This window comes from Alcaligenes nematophilus (genome assembly GCF_026344155.1).
GTDB lineage: Bacteria > Pseudomonadota > Gammaproteobacteria > Burkholderiales > Burkholderiaceae_B > Alcaligenes > Alcaligenes phenolicus.
The window spans coordinates 84,541-106,128 of record NZ_JAPKMZ010000008.1; the positions used below are offsets into that span (position 1 = coordinate 84,541).

At 58.4% G+C, this 21,588-nt stretch carries 22 protein-coding genes; 1 reads left to right on the forward strand and 21 read right to left on the reverse strand.

Going from position 1 to position 21,588, the window contains the following annotated elements; translation table 11 throughout:
- Positions 1-13 precede the first annotated feature (13 nt).
- The 19 genes from fliQ to OSH04_RS18630 form a co-directional block, all read right to left on the reverse strand.
- Positions 14-283 carry a flagellar biosynthesis protein FliQ gene (gene fliQ, locus OSH04_RS18540; protein WP_003804652.1) on the reverse strand — a complete coding sequence of 90 codons (270 nt, stop codon included), beginning with the start codon at positions 281-283 and terminating at the stop codon, positions 14-16.
- Positions 284-292: 9 nt separating this feature from the next.
- Positions 293-1,060 carry a flagellar type III secretion system pore protein FliP gene (gene fliP / locus OSH04_RS18545; protein ID WP_266109037.1) on the reverse strand — a complete coding sequence of 256 codons (768 nt, stop codon included), beginning with the start codon at positions 1,058-1,060 and terminating at the stop codon, positions 293-295.
- A gap of 7 nt (positions 1,061-1,067) precedes the next feature.
- Positions 1,068-1,370 carry a flagellar biosynthetic protein FliO gene (fliO, locus tag OSH04_RS18550; protein ID WP_226349335.1) on the reverse strand — a complete coding sequence of 101 codons (303 nt, stop codon included), beginning with the start codon at positions 1,368-1,370 and terminating at the stop codon, positions 1,068-1,070.
- A gap of 3 nt (positions 1,371-1,373) precedes the next feature.
- Positions 1,374-1,877, reverse strand: a complete 504-nt coding sequence (gene fliN / locus OSH04_RS18555) for a flagellar motor switch protein FliN (protein ID WP_035269079.1) — start codon at positions 1,875-1,877, stop codon at positions 1,374-1,376.
- Positions 1,874-2,881, reverse strand: coding sequence for a flagellar motor switch protein FliM (fliM, locus tag OSH04_RS18560; protein WP_009458081.1), 1,008 nt, complete (start codon positions 2,879-2,881; stop codon positions 1,874-1,876). Before fliM ends, fliN begins: the two co-directional genes overlap by 4 nt.
- Positions 2,882-3,367 (reverse strand): flagellar basal body-associated FliL family protein, encoded by a 486-nt coding sequence (locus OSH04_RS18565; protein ID WP_226349333.1) that lies wholly within the window; start codon positions 3,365-3,367, stop codon positions 2,882-2,884.
- A gap of 212 nt (positions 3,368-3,579) precedes the next feature.
- On the reverse strand, positions 3,580-4,926 hold the full coding sequence (locus OSH04_RS18570; protein ID WP_266109038.1) for a flagellar hook-length control protein FliK: 1,347 nt from the start codon (positions 4,924-4,926) through the stop codon (positions 3,580-3,582).
- A 12-nt stretch (positions 4,927-4,938) separates the two neighbouring features.
- Positions 4,939-5,388: a flagellar export protein FliJ gene (gene fliJ / locus OSH04_RS18575; RefSeq protein WP_137431356.1), complete on the reverse strand. Its 450-nt coding sequence runs from the start codon at positions 5,386-5,388 to the stop codon at positions 4,939-4,941.
- Positions 5,389-5,390: 2 nt separating this feature from the next.
- Positions 5,391-6,833 carry a flagellar protein export ATPase FliI gene (fliI, locus tag OSH04_RS18580; protein ID WP_021446820.1) on the reverse strand — a complete coding sequence of 481 codons (1,443 nt, stop codon included), beginning with the start codon at positions 6,831-6,833 and terminating at the stop codon, positions 5,391-5,393.
- Positions 6,833-7,573 (reverse strand): flagellar assembly protein FliH, encoded by a 741-nt coding sequence (fliH, locus tag OSH04_RS18585; RefSeq protein WP_021446819.1) that lies wholly within the window; start codon positions 7,571-7,573, stop codon positions 6,833-6,835. The genes fliI and fliH overlap by 1 nt, the downstream gene beginning before the upstream one ends.
- An 85-nt stretch (positions 7,574-7,658) precedes the next feature.
- Positions 7,659-8,669: a flagellar motor switch protein FliG gene (gene fliG, locus OSH04_RS18590; protein WP_026484542.1), complete on the reverse strand. Its 1,011-nt coding sequence runs from the start codon at positions 8,667-8,669 to the stop codon at positions 7,659-7,661.
- Positions 8,656-10,389, reverse strand: a complete 1,734-nt coding sequence (gene fliF / locus OSH04_RS18595; protein ID WP_137431355.1) for a flagellar basal-body MS-ring/collar protein FliF — start codon at positions 10,387-10,389, stop codon at positions 8,656-8,658. Before fliF ends, fliG begins: the two co-directional genes overlap by 14 nt.
- A gap of 104 nt (positions 10,390-10,493) precedes the next feature.
- Positions 10,494-10,829, reverse strand: coding sequence for a flagellar hook-basal body complex protein FliE (fliE, locus tag OSH04_RS18600; RefSeq protein ID WP_009458068.1), 336 nt, complete (start codon positions 10,827-10,829; stop codon positions 10,494-10,496).
- A gap of 142 nt (positions 10,830-10,971) precedes the next feature.
- The gene (locus OSH04_RS18605) at positions 10,972-11,292 is read right to left on the reverse strand and encodes an EscU/YscU/HrcU family type III secretion system export apparatus switch protein (RefSeq protein ID WP_035269091.1); all 321 of its coding nucleotides are present in this window, start codon (positions 11,290-11,292) and stop codon (positions 10,972-10,974) included.
- A complete protein-coding gene (locus OSH04_RS18610) occupies positions 11,282-12,571 on the reverse strand; it encodes a flagellar hook-length control protein FliK (RefSeq protein ID WP_266109039.1) in 1,290 nt (429 codons plus the stop codon). Before OSH04_RS18610 ends, OSH04_RS18605 begins: the two co-directional genes overlap by 11 nt.
- On the reverse strand, positions 12,568-12,903 hold the full coding sequence (locus OSH04_RS18615) for a flagellar protein FliT (protein ID WP_026484538.1): 336 nt from the start codon (positions 12,901-12,903) through the stop codon (positions 12,568-12,570). The genes OSH04_RS18610 and OSH04_RS18615 overlap by 4 nt, the downstream gene beginning before the upstream one ends.
- A gap of 78 nt (positions 12,904-12,981) precedes the next feature.
- Entirely contained in the window at positions 12,982-13,413 is a 432-nt protein-coding gene (fliS, locus tag OSH04_RS18620) for a flagellar export chaperone FliS (protein WP_266109040.1), read from the reverse strand.
- Positions 13,414-13,419: 6 nt separating this feature from the next.
- Positions 13,420-14,808: a flagellar filament capping protein FliD gene (gene fliD, locus OSH04_RS18625; protein WP_247965757.1), complete on the reverse strand. Its 1,389-nt coding sequence runs from the start codon at positions 14,806-14,808 to the stop codon at positions 13,420-13,422.
- Positions 14,809-14,897: 89 nt separating this feature from the next.
- The gene (locus tag OSH04_RS18630; protein WP_170978593.1) at positions 14,898-15,299 is read right to left on the reverse strand and encodes a flagellar protein FlaG; all 402 of its coding nucleotides are present in this window, start codon (positions 15,297-15,299) and stop codon (positions 14,898-14,900) included.
- Between the two features lie 235 nt (positions 15,300-15,534).
- Here OSH04_RS18630 and OSH04_RS18635 point away from each other — a divergent pair, with 235 nt between their 5' ends.
- Entirely contained in the window at positions 15,535-16,296 is a 762-nt protein-coding gene (locus OSH04_RS18635; protein ID WP_083053875.1) for an RNA polymerase sigma factor FliA, read from the forward strand.
- A gap of 121 nt (positions 16,297-16,417) precedes the next feature.
- On the opposite strand, the gene OSH04_RS18640 is transcribed toward OSH04_RS18635, so the two are convergent.
- Entirely contained in the window at positions 16,418-20,203 is a 3,786-nt protein-coding gene (locus tag OSH04_RS18640) for a sulfotransferase (RefSeq protein ID WP_266109041.1), read from the reverse strand.
- A gap of 127 nt (positions 20,204-20,330) precedes the next feature.
- The gene (locus tag OSH04_RS18645; RefSeq protein ID WP_266109042.1) at positions 20,331-21,431 is read right to left on the reverse strand and encodes a FliC/FljB family flagellin; all 1,101 of its coding nucleotides are present in this window, start codon (positions 21,429-21,431) and stop codon (positions 20,331-20,333) included.
- Positions 21,432-21,588 lie beyond the last annotated feature (157 nt).

The window sequence follows — 21,588 nt, forward strand, 5'->3', positions numbered from 1 at the left end:
GCGCTGGTCAGTCTTAGTTGACCAGCCCGGGAATGCCACGCAACAGGCCCTGCATGTAGTCGACCATATTGTTGATCAACCAGGGGCCCAGCAGCACCACCGTAATGCCCATGGCCAACAGCTTGGGGATGAAAGACAGCGTCATCTCGTTGATCTGGGTGGCTGCCTGGAAAATACTGATGCCCAGACCCACCACCAGCACCACGATCAACATGGGACCGGCCATGGACAGGGCCAGTTTCAAGGCGGTGTAGGTCATGGACATGACGGTTTCGGGAGTCATCACAGTCCTTTATTGGTAGAAGCTGCGGGCCAGGGAACCCAGCAGCAGATGCCAGCCATCGGCCAGCACAAACAGCATGAGCTTGAAGGGCAGCGAGATGGTCACGGGTGGGACCATCATCATCCCCAGGGACATCAGGACGCTGGCAATCACCAGGTCAATGATCAGAAAGGGGATAAAAATCGTAAAGCCGATCTGGAAGGCGGTTTTCAGCTCGCTGGTTACAAAAGCCGGCACCAGTACGCGCAAGGGGACATCTTCCGGGGATTCCAGTTCTGCCACGCCCGCCATATCGCCAAACAGCTTCAAGTCCGCTTCGCGGGTCTGGTGCAGCATGAAGGTTTTCAGGGGCTGGGCACCTTGCTCCAGCGCGGTTTCAAAGCTGATCTTGTTTTCTGACAAGGGCTTGTAGGCGTCCTGATACACCTGATCAAACACCGGTGACATCACAAAGAAAGTCAGAAACAGGGCCAGGCCCACCAGCACGGTGTTGGGCGGCGCCGTACCTGTTCCCATTGCATTGCGCAGCAGACCCAGCACAATGATGACGCGGGTAAAGCCGGTCATCATCAGCAAGGCCGCAGGCAGGAAGGACATCATGGTCAGCATGGCCAGCGTCTGGATGCTGAGTGACCAGGTTTGCGAGCCGTTCGGGCCTGCTGTGCTGGTAATGGCCGGAACAGCCTGGGCCCAGGCCTCGGAAGGCAGGAGCAGGCTGATCAGGGCCAGAAGCAGCATCAGGCCGATGCGCTGGGTGGGAGAGAGGAGTGCGGTCATGATGCGGTCAGCGGGGCGCACGGTGCTGGTCCAGATGGGCCTGGAAGTCCGGCTCGGAGCCAGCGGGCGTTGTGGTGTGCAGCAGGCTGATCTGCTGAGGGGTGATGCCTATCAGAATTTCGCGGTCATCAATCTGGACCAAGGCCACGCTGCTGCGCGGCCCCAGGCGTTGATTGTCCAGAATCTTGATGCGTTGCTGGTTTTTATTTTTCAGCAGCCCGCCTCGGCGGGCAACCCAGGCTGCCGCCAGAATCAGGCCTACAACCAGCAGCAGGCTGAGCATGATTCTGACGAGCTGGGCTTGTTCCATGTTCTAGCGGCGGCCGTTCAGGCGTTGGATACGATCCGATGGAGTCACGATGTCGGTGACGCGAATACCGTATTTATCGTCCACCACGACCACTTCGCCTTGGGCGATCAGGTAGCCGTTCACGTAAATATCCAGCGGTTCGCCCGCCAGACCGTCCAGCTCCACCACGGAGCCCTGGCCCAGTTGCAGAATGTTCTTGATGGTCAGACGTGTGCGACCCAGCTCCACCGACAGCTGGACCGGGATGTCCATAATCATGTCGATATCGGTGGTGGCGTTCGCCTCGGCGTGCTCCATGGGCGGGAACAGATTGCTGGCCGGGCTGGGTTCGTGCACAGGCGCGGCTGCGCTTTGCTCGGCCAGTGCCGAGGCCCAGTCATCCTCCAGGGGCTGTTCCAGTCCTTGGGCTTGGGTGCTGCTTTGGCTGCCAGCCTGTTGCTCAGCCATCGCGGCTGCCCAGTCGTCCTCGGGCGCAGACCGGTCGTTAGGGTTGTGAGGGTCGCTCATAGGGACTTACCTTTAGTCAAATCGCTGTCGTTGGTGGCCAAGATGTTTTCTACCCGCAAGGAGTAGCGGCCACCGGAGGTGCCGTAGCGGCATTCCAGAACCGGCACGCCATCCACGTGGGCTTCAATAAGAGTGGGGATTTCAATCGGCAAGACATCATTGGCCTTTAACTGGGTCAGCTCGGCAATGGTCATGTCTATATTGACGAAGTTGGCAATCAGTTCAACTTCGGCGCTGCGCACTTGTCGTGACAATTGCTGGGTCCAGCGCTGGTCAATATCGTTGGTGCCTTTGTCCTGCAAGGGGCGGGTCAGCAGATCGCGCAGCGGCTCGATCATGGAGTAGGGCAGGCAGATATTCAGATTGCCGCCCTGGGCACCAAATTCAATATTGAAAGAGGTCACCACCACGATGTCATTGCTGCTGCTGATGCTGGCAAACTTGGTATGCATCTCCGAGCGCATGTACTCCGCTTCCAGCGGGTAGATGGACTCCCAGGCACCGCAGTAGCTCTCCAGCGTCAGGGTCAGCAAACGCTGGATGATGCGCTGCTCGGTCGTGGTGAAATCCCGGCCTTCGACGCGGGTGTTGTAGCGGCCATGGCCACCAAACAGGCTGTCGATAATCAGGAAGACCAGGTTCGGGTCGAAGGTAAACAGCGACACGCCCCGCAAGGGCTTTAAGGCAACCATGTTCAGGTTGCTGGGCACGGGCAGGTTGCGCTCGAAGTCCGAGTACTTCTGAATACGAATGGAACCGACGGTGATGTCTGCGTTGCGGCGCATGAAGCTGAGCATGGTCGAGCGCAAACGACGGGCAAAGCGCTCGTTGATCAGCTCCAGGGTCTGCATGCGGTGACGCACTACCCGGTCTGGCGAGGTCAGGTCATAGGCCCGTACGCCAGTCAGGTTTTCGTTCAAGGGCTTGGTGTCAGCGCCTTCGCCGGTAACACCGGCCAGCAGTGCATCGACTTCGTCTTGGGATAGGAAGCTCTGATACGACATTTATTGGATGACAAAGGCGGTGAACAGGACATCATTGATGTTCGGTACAGCGGTGTTGGGCGCGTAGGGCTCTTTCAGGCCGGCGCTCAGCTGTGCAACCAGGGCTTGACGCCCTTCGGAGGTCTGGATGTAGGTGGGGCGCTGTTCAGCCAGAATCTTGAGCACGCGATCACGCACCATGGGCATGTACTCCACCAGCATGGAGCGCGAACCATCGTCCTGGACACGCAAGGTGATGCCTACGTACAAGATGCGCGAGCGGCCATTCTCGTTCAGGGTGACGGTAAAGGGGTCCAGCGGCGCAAAAATAGGTTTGGCATTGACCTTGACCACCGGCGGTTCGTCCGGGGCAGGGGCCGCTTCAACTGATTGGCCTTTTTCCGCCCAGGCCAACCAGGCAGGCGTGCTGCTTTGTTGCAGGGAGTAGTACAGCGTTGCGCCCACGCTAGCGGCGATAATAAACAGAACCAGCAGACCGGTTTTCATCAGGCGTGCAAGTTTGGTGGGTGCTTTTCGGGCCATGTGATGTGAGCGATGTATTTTCTAGCGTATTACAAACAGACAAACGCATGTCGGGCCTGAGCCTGACTGCATGCCTGAGCTATTGTGCCGGAGGTCAGACAGGACAGGCCCGGCGAATAGACGCTGCTTTTCGAGCTTAATCATGCTTTTTGCCGGGCTGTCTGTGGGACTGTGAATCAGGCGAAGGTATCAACCAGCGCGTCGGGGTTCAGCGAGCGTGTGGCGCTGCTGTTCACCAAGGGGCTGCTTTCGTCGGCGGAAGCCACGCCGTTCAGGCTGAAGGCGGGTTGATCGCCTTGATTGCCCCTGGCGGCCAGTTGCTCGTGAAAGGCCTGGTGCGAGGCGTGCTGGTCGCCTACGTCAGCCTGTCCCAAGGTCAGCCCGTTTTCTGCAAACTGCTGTTGCAGCTGCTGCAAGGATTGTTCCAGGGCGTGGCGGACTTGAGCATGGGGCGAGGTGATCATGGCGTGGGCCATCCCATCCTGCATTTGCAAGGTAATGCGCAAGGGGCCCAGTTCGGGTGGGTCCAGACGAATGTCGGCGCTTTGAACGCCGCCTTGAGCCTGTTGGGCCAAGGTAATCATTTGACGACCCATGGCCGCCCCCCATTCGGGGGACTGGACCGGCGTGGCAATGGCCAGCGTCAGGGGGCTGGGCAAGGCGGCCGGGCTGTTGGCCTGGACTGCGCTGGGTGCGGCGCTAAGTTGCGCTAGCAGGGAAGCATCCAGAGCGGGCAGGTTCAGATTCACGCCGGCACGGGCATCGTCAGCAATTTGTCGGCCAAAGCTAGCCAAGGAAGCCGACGCTTCATCCATCAAACGTGTCTGGGATGAGGGCACATTAGCGGCGATGCCAGTGCCTGGCGGGTTGTTGTTCAGTACTTGTGCTGTGTTCACCGCTGGTTTGCGAGCAGTGGTGGCAGCCAGCGGATTGCTGGTTTCAACGGCTTTAGGCAAGACCAGTTCGGCGCTCAGATCAAGCTCGGCTTCTGCTTCAACAGCGGTCAATGGCGCGGTCTGAGCTTGACGGCTACTTGGCTCGGCGGCCAGATTCTGGCGTGTGTTGAGAGCGCTCAGTGGCAGTTTGCTATCGGTTTGGGCACTTTTGGGGTCGACCTTGCTGCTCTTGATGGCCTGTACTTGCGAAAGAATCGACAAGGCCATGGCAGGCAGGCCGCTATCGGCCGGGGCATCCGTGTCAAGTTCCAGATCGCTCTGATCGGCAATCAGCAGGGCCGGGTCTTTGATCAAGGGGTCCAGCTCGCTGGCACCAGCCTGTTCGGCCACGGCGTCAGCCAGCTTGGGGCTATCGGCGGGAACCTGGGTTTTGGTGCTGTCCTGCTTGGCGGCTGCCGGTGTCTTGCCAGCCCCTTTGTGTTGCACCTGCTGTTGTTGGGTTTGCAGATGCTGGGCAAAGCCTTCGTCTTTGGGCGCATGCGCAGCCGCAGGCCCGGCCGTGTTGGTAACGGGGGCCGAGGGTGCGGCAGGGGCCGCAGGTAAAACCGAAAGAGTGGGCGAAGTCATGGCGGCGCTTGTTTAATAGGCGGTCTGGCTACGGGTAAAGAGACGAGCAGCGATTTCATCGCTGTTACGTTGTTCCATTCTTTGTTGCTGGATTTGCTGGGTCTGGAGACGGCGGTCGATCAAGGTTTCATACGCTTTCAGGCGCTGCTGATGGCCATACCAGACCTGGCGTCCCTGTTCCATTTTCTCTTCCAGCGCTTGGATGACACTATTTTGCTGGGAAATGGCCTGGTCCAATGTCACGATAAAGCGCCGGAAATTGTGGTAGTTCGCCATGGTTACCCCAGTTTGGCCCACATCCAGCAGGCGCTGGGCGTAGTCCTGGCGATAGGTCTGCAACATTTCCAGCTGCGACTGGGCCGCATCGCGTTCTGTTCGCAGCTCCTGCAGATGGCGGGCCGCGTCGTCCACATTGTTCTGACTGAGATCGACCAGCGTATGTAAAGAGGCGTTGGCTTTCATGGCTATTGCTCGCTATTGAGAACGGCGTTCAATTCATCGAAGGCGCGTGGCACGTCCACACGTTGCTGCATGCCCTGGCGCAAATAGGCCTCCAGCCAGGGGAAACGATCAATGGCCTGATCAATGGCAGGATCATTGCCACGGGTATAGGCGCCCACGGCAATCAGGTCGCGGTTGCGTTGATAGCTGGAGAGCAGGCCCTTGAAGCGGTGCACCATCTTGATCTGTTCTGGCTCCACAATGCTGGGCATGACCCGCGAGATGGACGCTTCGATATCAATGGCCGGGTAATGGCCGGTTTCCGCCAGACTGCGCGACAGCACAATGTGGCCGTCCAGAATCGCTCGGGCCGAGTCGGCAATCGGGTCTTGCTGGTCGTCGCCCTCGGTCAGCACGGTGTAGAACGCGGTGATCGAGCCGCAACGGCCTTGTGCATTGGGTTCGCCATTGCCGGCGCGCTCCACCAGGGCCGGCAGCTTGGCAAAAACGGAAGGAGGGTAGCCCTTGGTGGCGGGCGGCTCGCCAATTGCCAAGGCGATTTCGCGCTGAGCCATGGCATAACGCGTCAGCGAATCCATGATCAGCAAGACGTTCTTGCCTTCATCGCGGAAAAACTCGGCCAGTCGAGTGGCGTACACCGCGCCTTGTAGGCGCAGCAAGGGCGAGACGTCAGCCGGAGCAGCGACAACAACCGAGCGTTGCAGGCCCTCTTCGCCCAGGTTGTGCTCAATAAATTCTTTAACTTCTCGGCCCCGTTCACCGATCAGGCCTACGACAATGATGTCGGCCTGGGTGTAGCGGGCCATCATGCCCAGCAGCACACTTTTACCCACACCGGAACCGGCAAACAAACCCATGCGCTGACCACGGCCTACGGTCAGCAAACCGTTGATGGCACGTACTCCTACGTCCAGAACCGTGTCGATGGGACTGCGCTTCAGTGGGTTGGGTGTGGTGTGGCTGAGCGAGACGCACGCTTGCGCGTCGATCGGGCCCAAACCGTCCAGCGGATTGCCGCTGCCATCGACCACGCGACCCAGCAGGCCGGGGCCGACCGGAACATGGCGCGAACGCGCCTGGGCGGGCAGGCTGTCCGGTTGATCGGAGTCGGGCAGCGGAACCGGCGGCTGCAATTGAGCTTCAACCGGTACAACACGTGCACCGGGAGGCAGGCCGGAAATTTCGCTCAAGGGCATCAAATACAAGGATCTGCCTTCAAAACCTACAACCTCGGCTTCGGCCCAGATGTTTTGCGCGGCAGACAGCTCCACTTTGCAAGCGGCTCCTACAGCCAGCTTCAAGCCTGTAGCTTCCAGCACCAAACCCGTGGCGCGGACAACGCGGCCACTGCGCAAGCAGGGCTCAATGGCCTGGACCCGTTGCTGTGCCGACAGCATCTGGGCGCGCCAGCGTTCGGGGGAGGAGGCCAAAAGGGGCGTTGCCATCAGGGCTCCGAAGAGACGGGCAAGCCCAGGCTGGCCAGGGCGCGTTTCCAGCGAGTGGCAAAGGTGGCGTCAATATCGCCGTAACTGGAGCGCACACGACATTCACCGCGTTGCAGCTGGGGGTCTTCTTGCAGACGCCAGGCGCGGGGCTCGCCTTGTTCAATCAGAAACTCACGCACCAGGCTGATGTCGTCCGGGTGCAAGCTCAGTTCCAGGGCGCTGGTATCGCCTGGATCACTACGCAGTACTTCGGCAACCAGATCGCGGATGCGGCTGGGTTCGGCCTTGATGGTGCTTTGCAATACATGCTCGGCAATACGTGTCGCCAGCTGAATCAGGGATTGGCCCATTTCCTGATCCATCAGTTCAATGGACTGGGCGCAGTTCTGGTTCAAGGCGACAAATTCCTTGATGTACTGGTCAATCTGTTCTTGTGCCTTGGCCATTCCAGCCGCCATTCCGGCTTCATAGCCCTGGGCATGACCACTTTCCTGGCCTGCTGCCAGACCAGCAGCGTGGCCTTGGTTGTAACCGGCCTGATAGCCCTGGGTATGGCCTTCTTCCTGCGCCTGGCTGCGCTGGTTTTCCAGATCGCGCTGCAGTTCTTCCGGGGTAGGAGGGACGAACTCGGGCTCTTCCGGTTCCGGGGCGACGACAGGATCATCCAGCCCCTGCATTTGCCAGCGGCTCCAGCTTTCCTGAAGCTCCGAGTAGGCCGAGGCTTTACGGTGGCTGGACATTTACAGGCTCCTGCGCAGGCGGTTCGTGCCTGGGCACAAGCGAATAACGGCTTGGACGGGCAGGAGCTGCCCAAACGAGGCCGTCTTAGACATATTCGTCCCCACTCAGGCCACCCAGCGTAATCTGACCGGCTTCGGCCAGGCGACGGGCCACCTGCACAATGGCTTTCTGTTCCTGTTCCACCTTGGACATGCGGATCGGGCCTTGGGCGTCGATGTCTTCGCGCAGCATTTCGGCAGCACGGTTGGACATATTGCGGAAGAACTTGTCGCGCAACTCTTCGGGCGCGCCTTTCAGGGCAATCGTCAATGCAGAGGTCTCGATTTCCTTGAGCAGCAGCTGAATGGCAATGTCTTCCACATCGGCCAGGTTCTCGAACACGAACATCTCGTCCACGATGCGCTGGGTCAGGTCGGCGTCCATGCCGCGCAGACTGGTCAGGACGGACTCTTCCAGGCTGGCGTTCATGTAGTTCAGCATCTCGGCTGCCGTGCGTGGACCACCCATCTTGCTGCGTTTGGCACCCTGGCCCGATAGCATGCCGTTCAACACTTCGGTCAGCTCGTTCAGGGCCGTGGGCTGCACGCCACCAAAAGTAGCAATACGCAGGACCACATCATCGCGCAAACGATCCGGAATGTAGCCCAGAATGTCGGCGGCGCGATCACGCTCCAGATGCACCAGAATGGTGGCAATAATTTGGGGGTGTTCGTCGGCAATCAGCTCGGCCACGCTGGAGGCATCCAGCCAGTTCAGGGCATCAATACCGCTGCTGGAGCCTTCGCTGTTTTCCAGCAAGTCTTCGATCAGGCCAGCGGCTCGGTCCGAGCCCAGCGCCTTGTTCAGTACGGAGCGGATGTAGGCGTTCGAGTCCAGTGCCACCGCCATGAACTGGTCGGCCTCCTGGCGAAAGCTCTCCAGAGCCTCGTCCATATCGGCACGGGTCAGTTGCTTCAGGGACGCCATGGCGGTACTGAGCTGCTGCACCTCACGAGGCGAGAGGTGGCGAAACACCTCGGCGGCGGCATCTTCCCCCAAGGACATCATCAAAATCGCACTGCGTTCGATGGAATCGTCCGGTTTAGCCGTTTTCATTTTTTTCATCTTTGTTCAACCAGGAGCGCAACACCATAGCCACGGCACGTGGGTCATCGTGAGCCATCGTGCGGGCGGTGTTCAGATTCTCTTCGTAGCGGCTCATTTCGGCGGCACGTTGTTCAGCAGCCTGTTCGCGAGCAGATTCTTCTTTCTGGCGCTCGACGCGGGCGTCAGCCACCGCCTTGGCCTGGATCAGGCCCTGGATGATGGGGTTGATGACGATGCGCCATGCCATGAACAGAATGAATGCAAAGACCAGATACTTGACCAGTTCCATAGCGAGCTCGCGGTACTCCGGATTTTTCCAGAAGGGGGTATCAATATCGCCTTGCTCGTTGAACTGTCCGTTCACCACGCTCAGGCTATCGCCTCGATCAGCCGAGTAACCCACGGCTTGTTTGACCAGATCGCGGATCTTGTCCAGTTCTTCCTGCTCCAGCGGCTGTTGGTCCTTGTCCGTATTGCGATAGTTCACCACCACGGCTACCGACAGGCGGCTTAGCTGACCCAAAGGACCTTTGACGTGGCTGATGGTGCGATCCACTTCGTAGTTCACGGTGGAGTCGTTACGCGCATTGCCGGTGTTTTGCAGCAAGCGGGCCTGTTCGGCCAGGGACACCAGTGAAGGGTCTGTACCGGCCGCTGCAGCGTTCGCAGCGTTGGCGGTTTGTGCGGCGGCATTGGCCGGCTCAGTTGCCGGAGCAGCCGGGGCTTGGGGCTGATTCGGTGCAGCAGGCGGGTTCACCAGATTGGCGGTGGCATTGTTGGGAGCCTGATTGCTCAAGGCACCGGGCACGCCCTGGGGCTGCTGCGGGTTGCGCTGCAAGGAAGAACTGGTCTGCTGGCTGCGTACCGCGGCCTGACCGGGTTGCTGATTGGGCTTGTAGACCTCGGACGTCTGCTCGCGGCGCGAGAAGTCCACCTCGGCCGTCACCTGGGCGCGGACGTTGCCAGCACCGACCAAGGGGTTCAGCAAGGTCAGGATGCGCTGGACGGCTCGGTATTCAATATCGTTTACAAAATTGCGCTGCTGATTATCAGCGCCCATCTCGCCAGTGGGCGCGGTCAGCAAGCGGCCATTCTGGTCAATGATGGACACCTTGTCGGCATGCAGATTGGGCACGCTGGAGGAGATCAGCCAGCTGATGGCGGAAACCTGGCCTTCGCTCAGGTCGCGGCCCGGATACAGCGACAGCACTACCGAAGCGGTCGGAGACTGGCGGTCACGTACAAACAAGGTTTCACGCGGCATGGCCAGGTGAACGCGCGCTTCCTTGACGGCATGCACGGCCTTGATGGAATTGGCCAGCTCGCCCTCCAGGGCGCGCTGATAGGTGACTTGCTCGGTGAACTGGCTGGCGCCAAAGCGACTTTGATCCAGCAGCTCGAAACCGGCATTGCCACTGCGCGGCAAGCCTTGCGAGGCCATTTGCATGCGCACATCATGCACACGATCTTGCGGCACCAGAATGGCGGTACCGTTGCTGTTGAACTGGTAGGGCACGTTCATCTGGCCCAGGGCCGAGACAATCGCACCGCCATCGCGGTCGTCCAGATTGGAGAACAGTACCTGGTAGGTAGGGCCGCGGCTCCACAGCAAGAGGGCGACAATCAGAGCAATCAGTGCGGCACCCAGCCCGATCAGCGCTACCTTGGGCAAGGCGCGCAGTGTGTCGTAGCCAGGAAGTTTGTTCAGCAACTGTGCTGTCTGACTCATGGGTGAGGCAGAGGCAGGGTTCTGCATGGAATCAGGGGAGTTCAAATCAGGACGTGCTCAGGCAGCATTAAGGAAAGGGCGGCGGGCATGAAAGAATCAGGCGCTTATACCGGCATACTGGCAATTTCTTGGTAGGCGGCCACTAGGCGGTTGCGTACCTGGACGGTGGCCTGAAAGCCAACGCTGGCTTTTTGCAGGTCAATCATCACGTCGTTCAAGGAAATTCCGGGCTCGCCCATTTCAAAGGCCTGAGCCTGGGCATTGGCCTCGTTCTGCGCCTGGGAAACCCGGTTCAAAGAGCGGGCCAGCTCGGCGGCAAAACCACCGGGAGCGGCGCTGCTGGCCGAGGAGGACACAGAACTGGAAGCCCCGGCCGCTTGCGCAACTGCGCGCATCTGGGCCAAAAGGTTTTCAATGCTGGAGAGATTGGAAATCGACATATTCGCTTGCCAGAAAGTCAGGATGGGCCACGCGCACAGGTGCGGGCAGCTTGCCGTGCTTAATGTAACGTTTAGAACGCGAGGCTAAGCAGGGTATCTAAGCCCAAAAACAGGGGCTTTTCAGCCCTTATAAATAGCAGGCTCAAGTTTTTGGGGCGTCGTGCAAAGCCTGCAAGGCTTGTGTGGCCTGGGGATGGCCTTGTTCCAGGGCGTAGAGCCAGGCCAGCAATTCAGCCACGGCTTGATAGAGCTGAGGGGGGATATGACGGTCCAGATCCACCTGCATCAGCAGGCCGACCAGTTCGGGGGACTCGTGTACGTACAGACCGTGCTCGCGGGCGGTCTCGACAATTTTTTCGGCCAAGGTGCCGTAGCCTTTGGCAACGACACGCGGGGCCCCGTCTTTGGGCTCGTAGCGCAAGGCCAGGGCCTGCGGGCGATGGGAGGGGGAATCATGACTCATCGGGCAGGTCCTGCGGCAGGGTCGGGTCGGCTTCAATCTGCAATTGGCTCAGGATCAGGCCCTGGTCTTGCAGACGTTCGCGCAAGGGCAGGCTGTTCTCGTCCAGATAAGGGGCGGATTGATCGGCCTGAATATGGACCAGCAATTGCTGGTTCAGGAGGTTGAGCCGTAGGGTGATCGGCCCCAACGTGGGCAGGTCCAGTTGCAGGGTACTGGACCAATGTTCGGTTTCGTCCTCTGACTGGGCCTGGTGACGTTGCACGCTCCAGCTCATGTCGGCATCCGGCCAGGCCTGACCTTGCCATTGCAGGTTCTGATGGGCCAGCGTATCCAGTTGCTGACGCACCAGCAGGCTATTGGCCGGGTCCTGGGTGCCGGCCTGGGCCTGAGGATTCTGGCTTGTGCTGGTATGTGTTTCGGCCGCGGGGCGATTCAGGTTTTGCGGCTCTTGCTGTAATTCGCCAACGCTGCGTTGCCCAAAGTGCAGATCACTAAGATGAGACTCGTAGAATAGCCCGCTTTGTTGCAAGGCCTGGGGCAAAGCCTGGCTGAAATGCTGGACCAGAGCAGCCGTGCTGCCTGTAGGCAGGGGGCTTGGGGTTGCGGCGCCGGTGGTCGTAGTGCCCGTGCTGGGCGTGCCTGCGGCAGTGCCTGTTCCCACAGCACTGCTGCCTGTTGTCATTGCACTGGCAGAGCCCGCGTTTGCACCGCTTGTTGCTGTGCTACCGGGCAAGGGCAGCCGCTGCTGAGCCACGGTGGCGATTGTGCTGGCGGTGCTCTGTGCTGTGTTTGCGCGTCCCGCCGTCTGGGTATCACTGCCGGGGCGCGTGGGTTCCTTGCCGTCTGCCTGCATCGTGGGGCGGCCAGGTAACAAGGCCTGTCGTCCCTGGATAGCAGGGGCACGATCCGGAAAGCGCTCCAGCAAGGACAGGATCAATTGGGCAGTGCGCCCCAGGGTTGTGGGGGCCGAGCTCGTGGTGGCCCTATTGGGGCCACGTGCATTCAGAGCCGGGTCGGTCGAGGTTTGACCGCTTTGTGTGCGGATATTCCGGCTATCGCGACCCTGGGTGTGGGCGCGGGCTTGATCTACGCTTTGGCGTTGATCACGAGCCGTTTGGTTTTCGGCGCGCTCGGGGCGTTGGCTGCCCGGTGTCTGGCTGATGGCGTCCGGTCGGGCGCCCGTGGCGATATTGCTTTGCTGTCCAGTGCTGATACCCAGAACGGCATCGAGCCGTTGAATAAGCAGCGTCCCCAAGGGGGAGGGGCCGCCTATGCTCATGGATGAACGCTAGGGCTGTAATACGCTTGCAACACGGTTTGCTGGCGCTTCATATTGCCTAGCAGTGCACCCAGACGCCCCAGTTCGGGGGTGGCCAGATGGCGGATCTGGGCGTCGTCTTCCAGAATTTGGGTCAGCAACTGACGGCGTGCCTGTTTTTCAGTAATAGACAGGTCTTCCATGTTCTTGAGCTTTTCCACGGCGAGTTGATAGTGTTCGGATTGTTCAAACACATCCTCCCAGCGAGCCGTTTGGGCAAGCTCCAGCATGTGACGGGTGATGCTGGCGATAATTTGATATTGATCGACGATCGGGTTAGAGGTATCGCTCATGTTCGTACCAGGCGCTAAAGGCGCAAAGGAGGTTGGAGGTGCAGGTCAGGAACAGAACCTGTCCCGCGAGCCCCGGAGTCAAGCTGGCTGCTTGGCACGTTGGGTATCAACATTGCTGCGCCAGGCATCGGCAATATCGGTCAGCAAACGCTCGGCCAGCGTCAGCTTTTCCGCGTCATTGCGAAGGTTGGCCAGCATCAGATTGTGCAAAATCAGGTCATAGGTAGCGACCAGATTGCGGGCCAGCTCTCCGCCCTTTTCGGTATCGACCGCCATTTTCAGGCCGCTATCGACAATATCAATAGCCTTCGATAAAGACAGCCCCCGCCCGGCAATATTGCCCTGTTCCATATGCAAGCGCGCTTGCAGCATGGCGGTGCGAGCACCGTTAAATAACAGGGTAATCAGATGTTCGGGACTCGCGCTCAGGACCTCGGTTTCCAGACCTACTTGAGCGTAGGCGCGAACCGATTGTTGGCCAAAGCGACGGGAAGGGGCAGGATAGCTCATAGGGGTTTATTTATTGCTGTTCATATTGCCCAGCATGGACAGTTGCTGGCTTAGGTAATTGCTGGTGCCTTGCATGCGGTTGATCATGACGTCCAGTTGGACGAACTGCTTGCGATAGGCTTCCATCTTGTTCTCGATGCGCTGGTCAGCGGCTTCGAACTGATCTTGCAGTTTTTTGCCGACTTTCTCTGCGCCTTCCTGGGCATTATCAATACGGCCACCCTTCTTGATAAATTCCTCTGCTGCGGCCTCAACGCGACCGGCAACGCTGTGTTCGCCCACAAACATGTTCTTGACGTCGACCATATTGGTCTTCAAGACTTCGTTCAGCTTTTTCTCGTCCAGCTGCAGATCACCTGTCTTGGGATCGATATTGATGCCCAGACCTACCATGGAGCGGATCTCGCCTTCGCTGGGAACGTGCCCCAGAGTGGCGTCACGCATGGCATTTTGAGCCTCACGTGCCATGGAGTCGCCTGTCAGGGCGGCTCCTTTTTTCAGCTCGACGTTATAGGCTGTCAAGGAACGAATCGACTTGTTGAACTTGTTGTACGCCTCGACATAGTCCTTGATTGCCTTGGCGGCCACGCTGTCGTCTTTGGCAACTTCTACATTGACCGGGTCACCGCCAGCCTTGTTCAGCGTGATCTCCAGGCCCTCAATAGTGTCTTTGAGGGTGTTGCTCTGGCTTGTGATGGCAATGCCGTTCACTGTCAACTTGGCGTTGAGGGCCTTGGTTTGCTCAAAGCCGCTGGCAGCCGGGTCGGCAGCATCAAAGGTAAGCACCTCGGCCAGTTCATCATTGCCACTGACGCTGATGGAGCTGATCGACGCTGCTTCACCCGTTGCACCGGCTGACAGTTGCAGGCGGTATGGCTCGTCCGGATCGCCAGTGTTGATAATGGTCGCTTTCATGCCCAACTCAGTGTCGGCATTGATCGCGTTCATCACGCCTTGCAAGGACGTGTCCTTGCCCTTCATGTTCAGGACGTGTTCTGTGCCATTGGCCAGGCGAACGGTAATTTCCCCGCCTTCGCCCATGGCCTCATCACGGGAGCTTTGAGAGGCCGCCGTCAAGGTCTGGCGGGTAGCCAGATTATCAACCTTGATCACGTACTGACCGGGCGCTGCTTTGGAATTGCCGGTCACCTTGATGTTTTCGCTATTGGCGGTGACTTTGACCGCGCCAAACGAGTCTTCCGAGTTCAGGGCCTTGGCGGCGGTTTGCAGCTCTGCCAGACTGCTTTTGAGCTGACCGTAGGCCGAGATCTTGTTGGTATTGGCCACCTGGCGGTTCTGGATGACAGCAAGACTCTTCTTTTCCGTCTTGCGCAAATCTTCCAGCAGCTCGTCCAGCTTCAGACCTGAGCCCACGCCAATTGAAGAAATAGCCATATCAAATACTCCTGTAGTGTCCTATTTTGTCGCGAATGTGTCGCGCGCAAAGCCCATGTCAATGGGAAGTTTCGATGCCAGTTTGGTTTTTAAACCTTTACGCTGACCGCGTTGCCCTGCAATTGCACGATCATCTTGGCAATCTGGATCACCGCGTCAGATGGGACGGTGCGCAGAACCTCGCCGGTCGAGTTGTCCACAATCGAGACCACCAGACGCTGGGCCTCGTCGTCCATATTGAAGCGAATGCCGGTGGACCAGGCCTGCAAGGAGTTGTTGATCTGGTCCAGGGTGTCGTCCAGCGTGTTGACCATGCCGGGCACGGGTTCGCGTTTGTCGGGCCAGCGTTGCTGCAACTGGGTATCGGTACTGCTTTCCTTGATGGGGGTCACCGTGGTGGCCGCCGAAGGCGTAGGGGTGCCGGGATTTTGCTCCACTGGGGAGGCTAGGGGCACCAAGGCCGTCGTTTGAGATGAAACTGAGTTGATCATGACATCACTCCAGAAGGGGCTTGGTGGCAGGCCTGCTCAATGGGGGGCTTGGCACCTGTAACGATCCAATTACGGCACCTGCGCCTGTATCTTTAGGAGATATTTTGGTTTTTGGCCGCGTCAGACCCGTTTAAAGCCTGAATAAGATGGCGAAAGACTGTTTGATTTGGGGACTGTCGGGCAGGGCGGGCAGGCAAAATAGCTCAATCTTTATTGTCCGGATTCTTGCCTGTCCATGCCTCGTTCAGAAGACGTCCTGGTTGAGCAGTACGCCCCATTGGTGCGCCGCCAAGCGCTCCAGCTTGTGTCGCGCCTGCCTCCCAGCGTTGAACTGGATGATCTGATGCAGGCGGGCATGATGGGCCTGCTGGACGCCGTGCGTCGTTACCAGGTGGTGGCCGAGGCTCAGTTTGACACCTACGCGGTCACCCGAATTCGTGGCGCCATGCTGGATGAGTTGCGCAGCCAGGACTGGCTGCCGCGTAGTGTGCGCAGCAAAGCGCGCCAGATCGAAGTGGCCGTCAGTACCTTGCGTCAGGAACTGCTGCGCGAGCCCACCGAGCCGGAAATCGCTGAAGCCTTGTCCATGAGCATGGACGATTACTACGAACTGCTGGATGAGGCGGTCGGCGTGCAGGTGATTCATTACGAAGACCTGAAACGTCATGCCGATCCTTCCGCTGATGCGCTGGAGTTTCTGGAAGACAGCACGCGCGAGCAGGCGTACTTCGATAATCCCCTGAACCTGCTGACTTCCCAGGGGCTTCGGCAAGCCTTGATTACCGCCATCGACCAACTGCCTGAACGTGAGAAATTGCTGTTCGCCTTGCAGTTTGAGCAAGATTTGAATCAGAAAGAAATTGCTCTGGTGCTGGGTGTGACAGAAGGGCGCGTATCCCAACTGCGTAGCCAGGCCGTGGCCCGTATCCGCGCCAGTCTTGCCAAAGACCAATGGGATGCCATTTCCGATAGCGCGGAATTTCAGGTTCTTTTGTAGCTTTTTGAGCTCGCGGTTTATCTTCTCTGGGCTGAGTTCACTCGGCCTATGTTTGTGGAGTATTCTTTAGGAAGTAAAAAGCCAGCCCTAGGGCTGGCTTTTTTGCTGCAGAGGATGCTGCTTACTTCTTGCGCTGCAAAATCCAGAACTCCCGGTAGTTAATGCCGTCATCGCACAGGCTGCCTTTGCGAATGACGGTGAATCCGGCACTGGCCATGGTGGTGGCTTTGGCCTCGAAATCCACTTCCGTACGAGTGGTCTCGCGTGTGCCCTGACTTTCCAGCAGGACCAGGCCGCCGGGTTTGCAGAAGTTGAACAGCTTGGTGCCGAATTCTGACAAAGGCACGCCAATCCAGTGATGCACCGCGCAGGCAATGACCAGGTCAAAGCGCTGTTTGGATTTGAAGTCATCAAAGGGCTGGCTGCTCAGTTCAATGTGCTTGTGCCCCAAATGTTCTGCCACCGCCTTGCCAACGTCAATGCAGCTTTGGCTGATATCAAACCCCAAGCCATGGGATAGATGTGGAGCCAGGCCCATCAGCAAGAAGCCATGGTTGCAGCCAATATCCAGGGCGCTGGCATTGGCGGGCAGCAGTTCTTGCAGGCCGTAGGTTTCAAGTCGCTGCATGGCCGGTCGTGAACCTGCCAGTTTCAGCGGCTCAAAGCCTTGATAGGGCAGGCCGAAGTCGCCGAAGGCGTACTGCAGATTATCTTGTTTGTAACCTGCCCAGATTTGCTCGATTTTCTGGTGCAGGGCGGCAATGCTCTGCAGATCTGCCTGCGTGCTTTCGGGCAGGCGCGCATTGAGCTTGCGGTAGGCGTGGACGGTGTAGGGCGAATAGCGGTAGGTCGCGCAGGCTTGCCACAGGTGCTCGCAGCTTTCATTGATCTGGCCTGCTTCGTACAGGCTATCGGCCTTGGCAATCAAGGGGCGGGCCAGTTCGGGACCCTGGCTGTTCTGCGCCAGAAGCAAGGCTTGTTCGTGCTCTAGCCAAGCCTGCTCCCATTGCTGGCTGTGCGCGAGCAAGCGGCCACGGGTGGCATGGTGCTGTATCTGCTCCGCTGTTGTCATGTGTGGCTTGGCAGACTGGCTGCGGGACAGGGCCTCGTTCAGTTCTTCCGTGTCGGGCTTGACCTGTGCAGCCAGTGTGTCCCACCACTGAGCCTGAACGTCTTGTTGATCCGGGTAGCGAGCATACAGCGCGCGGGCGAGGTCTGTGGCCTCCCACCACATGCCGGCGCGATTCATGATGTCTATATAGGTTTGGCGCAGGATCAGTTCGTCTGGAGCTTTGGAGATGGCTTCCTGAATCGTCACAATGGCTGAACGATGATGCCCTGACCAGGACAGGCATTCGGCGTACAGACTCTGAACGAGTGGGTCGGCTGGATATTGCTCGATCCACTTGCGTGTCTGATGGCGGGGGACAGGCAAGTCGCTAGTGTGCAGCATTTGACGGATATGCTGAATTTCGCGCAGATCCGGCCCATTACGTTTGAGCTCAAAGTAGCCTCGGGCTTTCAGGTAGCCTTCGGCTAGTGTCGGGTCGATTTGCAGCAGTAGCTCGTAACTGAAATCATGGATGTCGTGCACCGTATCCAGCAGGAAAGCCTGCTTGAGGATTTGTGTGGGGCTCAACTGGGCCTGGCGTTGATAGCTGGGGACCAGCAAGGCAGAGGCTCGGCGCAGTTGGTTGCCGGCAGGTTGCACAGCCAGATCCTGGCGTGCGGGCATGTGTTGTTCGAACTGCTCATCGATCAGACGCAAAAGACGGAAACCATGTTGCTCGGCCCATTGCAGCAAGGCGGCCAGATCCGTTTGTCCCTCTTGTGTTGTGACCAGGGCGACGCTGACCTGGATCAGCAAGGCATTGGCCAGGCGCTCAGTGCCATGTTCCAGGATCTTGGCATGGTCGTAGACGCCGTCCAGGATCAGATAGTCCAGCCAGTCCAATCCCTCAATGGCGTCCAGCGCATAGGTGGTGACGGGCAACTGAGCCAGCGCCATGGTTTTTTGGGCCAGATAGGCCGGGCCTTGTTGCTTGGCGACAGGAGGCAGGGTGCTGTTATAGGCCGCGTCCAGCGCCAAATGCAAGGTGCCGGGCTGACCATCTCCCAGCAGCGCCTGGGAAATGTAATGCAGGGATGGCTTGCTCAGTGCTTGCGCCAATGGGGCAAGTTCGCCGGAGGGATCGAAGCTGAGCAAGGTGCAGGCACCAGACTCGACCAGGTCCTGCGCTTTTTGTTGACGCAGCAGATACGAGGTGTTGTCCGCTACGGTGATCACCTGTGACAGCTGCCAGCTGAAGTCGGCTTCTGCCGGGCTGTTGTCGGGCTTGGTGTTGCGGACCTTCAGTTGGGCGGGCAAGTCGGCCATGTTGGCCTGCTGCTCCTGGGCCAGTTCCTGACAGGTGGACTGATAGCGCTGAACCATAGGTGCCAATTGTTCGCGGAAGCGCTCGCCAAAGCCGATGAAGCGGTCGGTCATGGGCATGGCAACGTCAAAGGAGCTGATCGGGCCAATCTCGGCAGCCATGCTGGCGTTGGCTGCAACGGCATCTGTATAGGACTGCTGGCGCTCCAGGCCCAGCTGCTCAAACAGATTGTCCATGACAGTCTGGGGATCACGGACCAGGGCTTCATAATCAACCAGAAAGACGGGGTTGGGCAGGACCTGTGCCCAATGCGCCATCATGTGCTCGTAAAGTGCGATATGTTCGCCCAAGGTCGGCAGGTCGTAGCTGTAGTGGTTGCCCTCGAAGGATTTGTATTGCTGGCAGTACACCGTGGCACCCAGATCCAGCAGGCCGCGTACACAAAAAACAATAGGGGCTTTGGGTAACCACAGGCCGATAAAACCCAGGTTCCACAAGTCTGAAGGCAGGGTTGAGATGCTGACTTCTTCTTCATTTCCCAAGCTGCTCAGGTAGGTGTGCGCATCGTGCTGAATAGAACTGGGAGTCTGAGCGGTCAGATAGTTTTCAAGATTGTTTTGAAAGCGGGCCAGGACGTTTTGTCTATATTGGTCCAGTTGCAGGCTCTCGCCTGTCAGGCGCACCTTGGCGGCACTGCGGAACAGGGATTCGACCAGGCTTTTTCCTGAGCGAGAAAAGCCCGTGATGAAAATCTGTGGGGCGGACTGCACGCCAAACGGGGACAGAGCGTTGAACAGCTCCGCCGTAAAGTTCACTCGCAGCCCGTTAACTTGAGGGATCAAGCTTTTGTGAGGGCTGGCAAATGCCCCTTTTATGAGATTATTCGCTTTTTGATAATACTCGAATGCCTTGTCGGTCTCTTGCGCATCCAGCCAGATCTTGCCCAGGGTGGCCAGTACATTGGCACGGTCATTAATGGGCTGCTCTGCATCGTTCGTAAACGCTTCCAGGGCTTGCAGAATGCCCGGTTCGGGCGCCAGTTGAGTGAAAGGGGCCAGCTTGACATAGAGCAGCGCATCCAAGGGAGCGACGGCGTGCTTGAGCGCTTCCAGATAGGCATCGCGGGCCTGTGCCAGCAGCTCCTTATCTTTATAGATATCCCCTTGCAAAGCCCAGGCGCCTGCGTAGTTGGGGCGCACCTGAAGAACCTGACTGGACAAGTGCAAGGCCTCATCCAGTTGGCCCTCTTTGCGCAAACACATGGCCAGGCTCAATGTCAGGCTTTCATTGTTCTGTGGCTCCAGCGCCAGTGCCTGGCGATAAAGCCCAATTGCTTCTGGGAAACGCTCCAGGCCTCGCAGCGCATCGCCATGCCAGACCAGCAAGCGAAAATCGTCACCGTGTTTTTGGCGCAGTTTGATCAGCAGGGGCTCGACCTGGTCCCATTGATTGCGATCAAGCAGATTCAGGATGGTTTGTGCCGTCTGGGGAGAAATACCGCTTGCGGAGCGGTGCTGCTTGGGGCGCGTCATGGGGCTGAGTTCCTGCGGGATAAAAAGGCTCATTACATCAAAAAAAAACGCTCCCTTATCCGTGGATAAAGGAGCGTAATACCTGCTTGATCAAGCAGGACTAGCCAAGGCTAGACTATCGAGCGGCTTAGCGCAGCAGCGACAGAACAGTTTGTGGAACCTGGTTGGCTTGAGCCAGAACCGAGGTGCCAGCCTGTTGCAGGATCTGAGCACGAGTCATGTTGGAGACTTCGACTGCGTAGTCGGCGTCTTCAATACGCGAACGCGAAGCGGACAGGTTGGTAACCGTGTTGTTCAGGTTGGCGATGGTGGACTCGAAACGGTTTTGCACCGCACCCAGGTCGGAACGCAGGTTGTCCACGTCCTGGATAGCCTTGTCGATGGCTGCCAGTGGGGTGACTTTGGCCAGAGTGGCTTCGTCGGTAACTTCAGCGCCAGCCGCAGCGGTAACGGTGTTGGCCGTTGCATCACCGGTAACGGTAGCAGAGTAGGCTTTGCCGTCTTTCACGATGTAGTGAGCGTCAGCAACAGCACCGGTACCACCAGCGGTGCCAGCAGTGCCCTTGATGGTCATCAAGGAGCCGCCGCCAGTAACGGTCACGGCAGTTTTGGAGTCGCCCATTTGAGCAGGAACGGCAGCGGTGCCAGTACCAGTAGCAGCAGCCAGTTCGAACGAAGTAGCGTCGAATTTCTTGGCCAGGCTGGACACGTCCAGACCTTCCAGATCCAAGGTGCCGGAGTCGATTTGCTTCAGGTTAACCGAGATGGTTTCGCCGTCGTTAGCACCAACTTGAATGGCCAGGGACTGGTCTTTGGCCAGAACTTTCACGCCGTTGAACTGAGTTTGCTCGGAAACGCGGTTGATTTCGGCCAGACGCTGGTTGATTTCAGCCTGGATCGAAGCCAAGTCGGTTTCGGAGTTGGTGCCGGTGGTAGCTTGCACGCTCAGAGTACGGATGCGCTGCAAGTTGTTGTTGATTTCGTTCAGCGAACCTTCGGTTGTCTGAGCGATAGAGATACCGTCGTTGGCGTTGCGGGAAGCTTGTGTCAGACCGTTCACGTTGGAGGTGAAACGGTTGGCAATAGCCTGACCGGCGGCGTCGTCTTTAGCGCTGTTGATGCGCAGGCCGGAGGACAGACGCTCAATGGCTTGACCCAGTGCGCCTTGCGATTTGCTCAGATTGCCTTGGGCAACGAGGGAAAGCGAGTTCGTATTGATAACAGACATGGTAACTCCCAATGTTGAGTAGAGCGGCGAAACGGTTTCGCCCTTTGCCCAGGAAAGCGTTGGCGTTCTGCTAGGCCCCAGGGGGCTGATCGCGCATTCGACACACTGCGTTCTTCCTGTACAGCACCATTAACGGATGGGGCAAAAAACTCTTTAG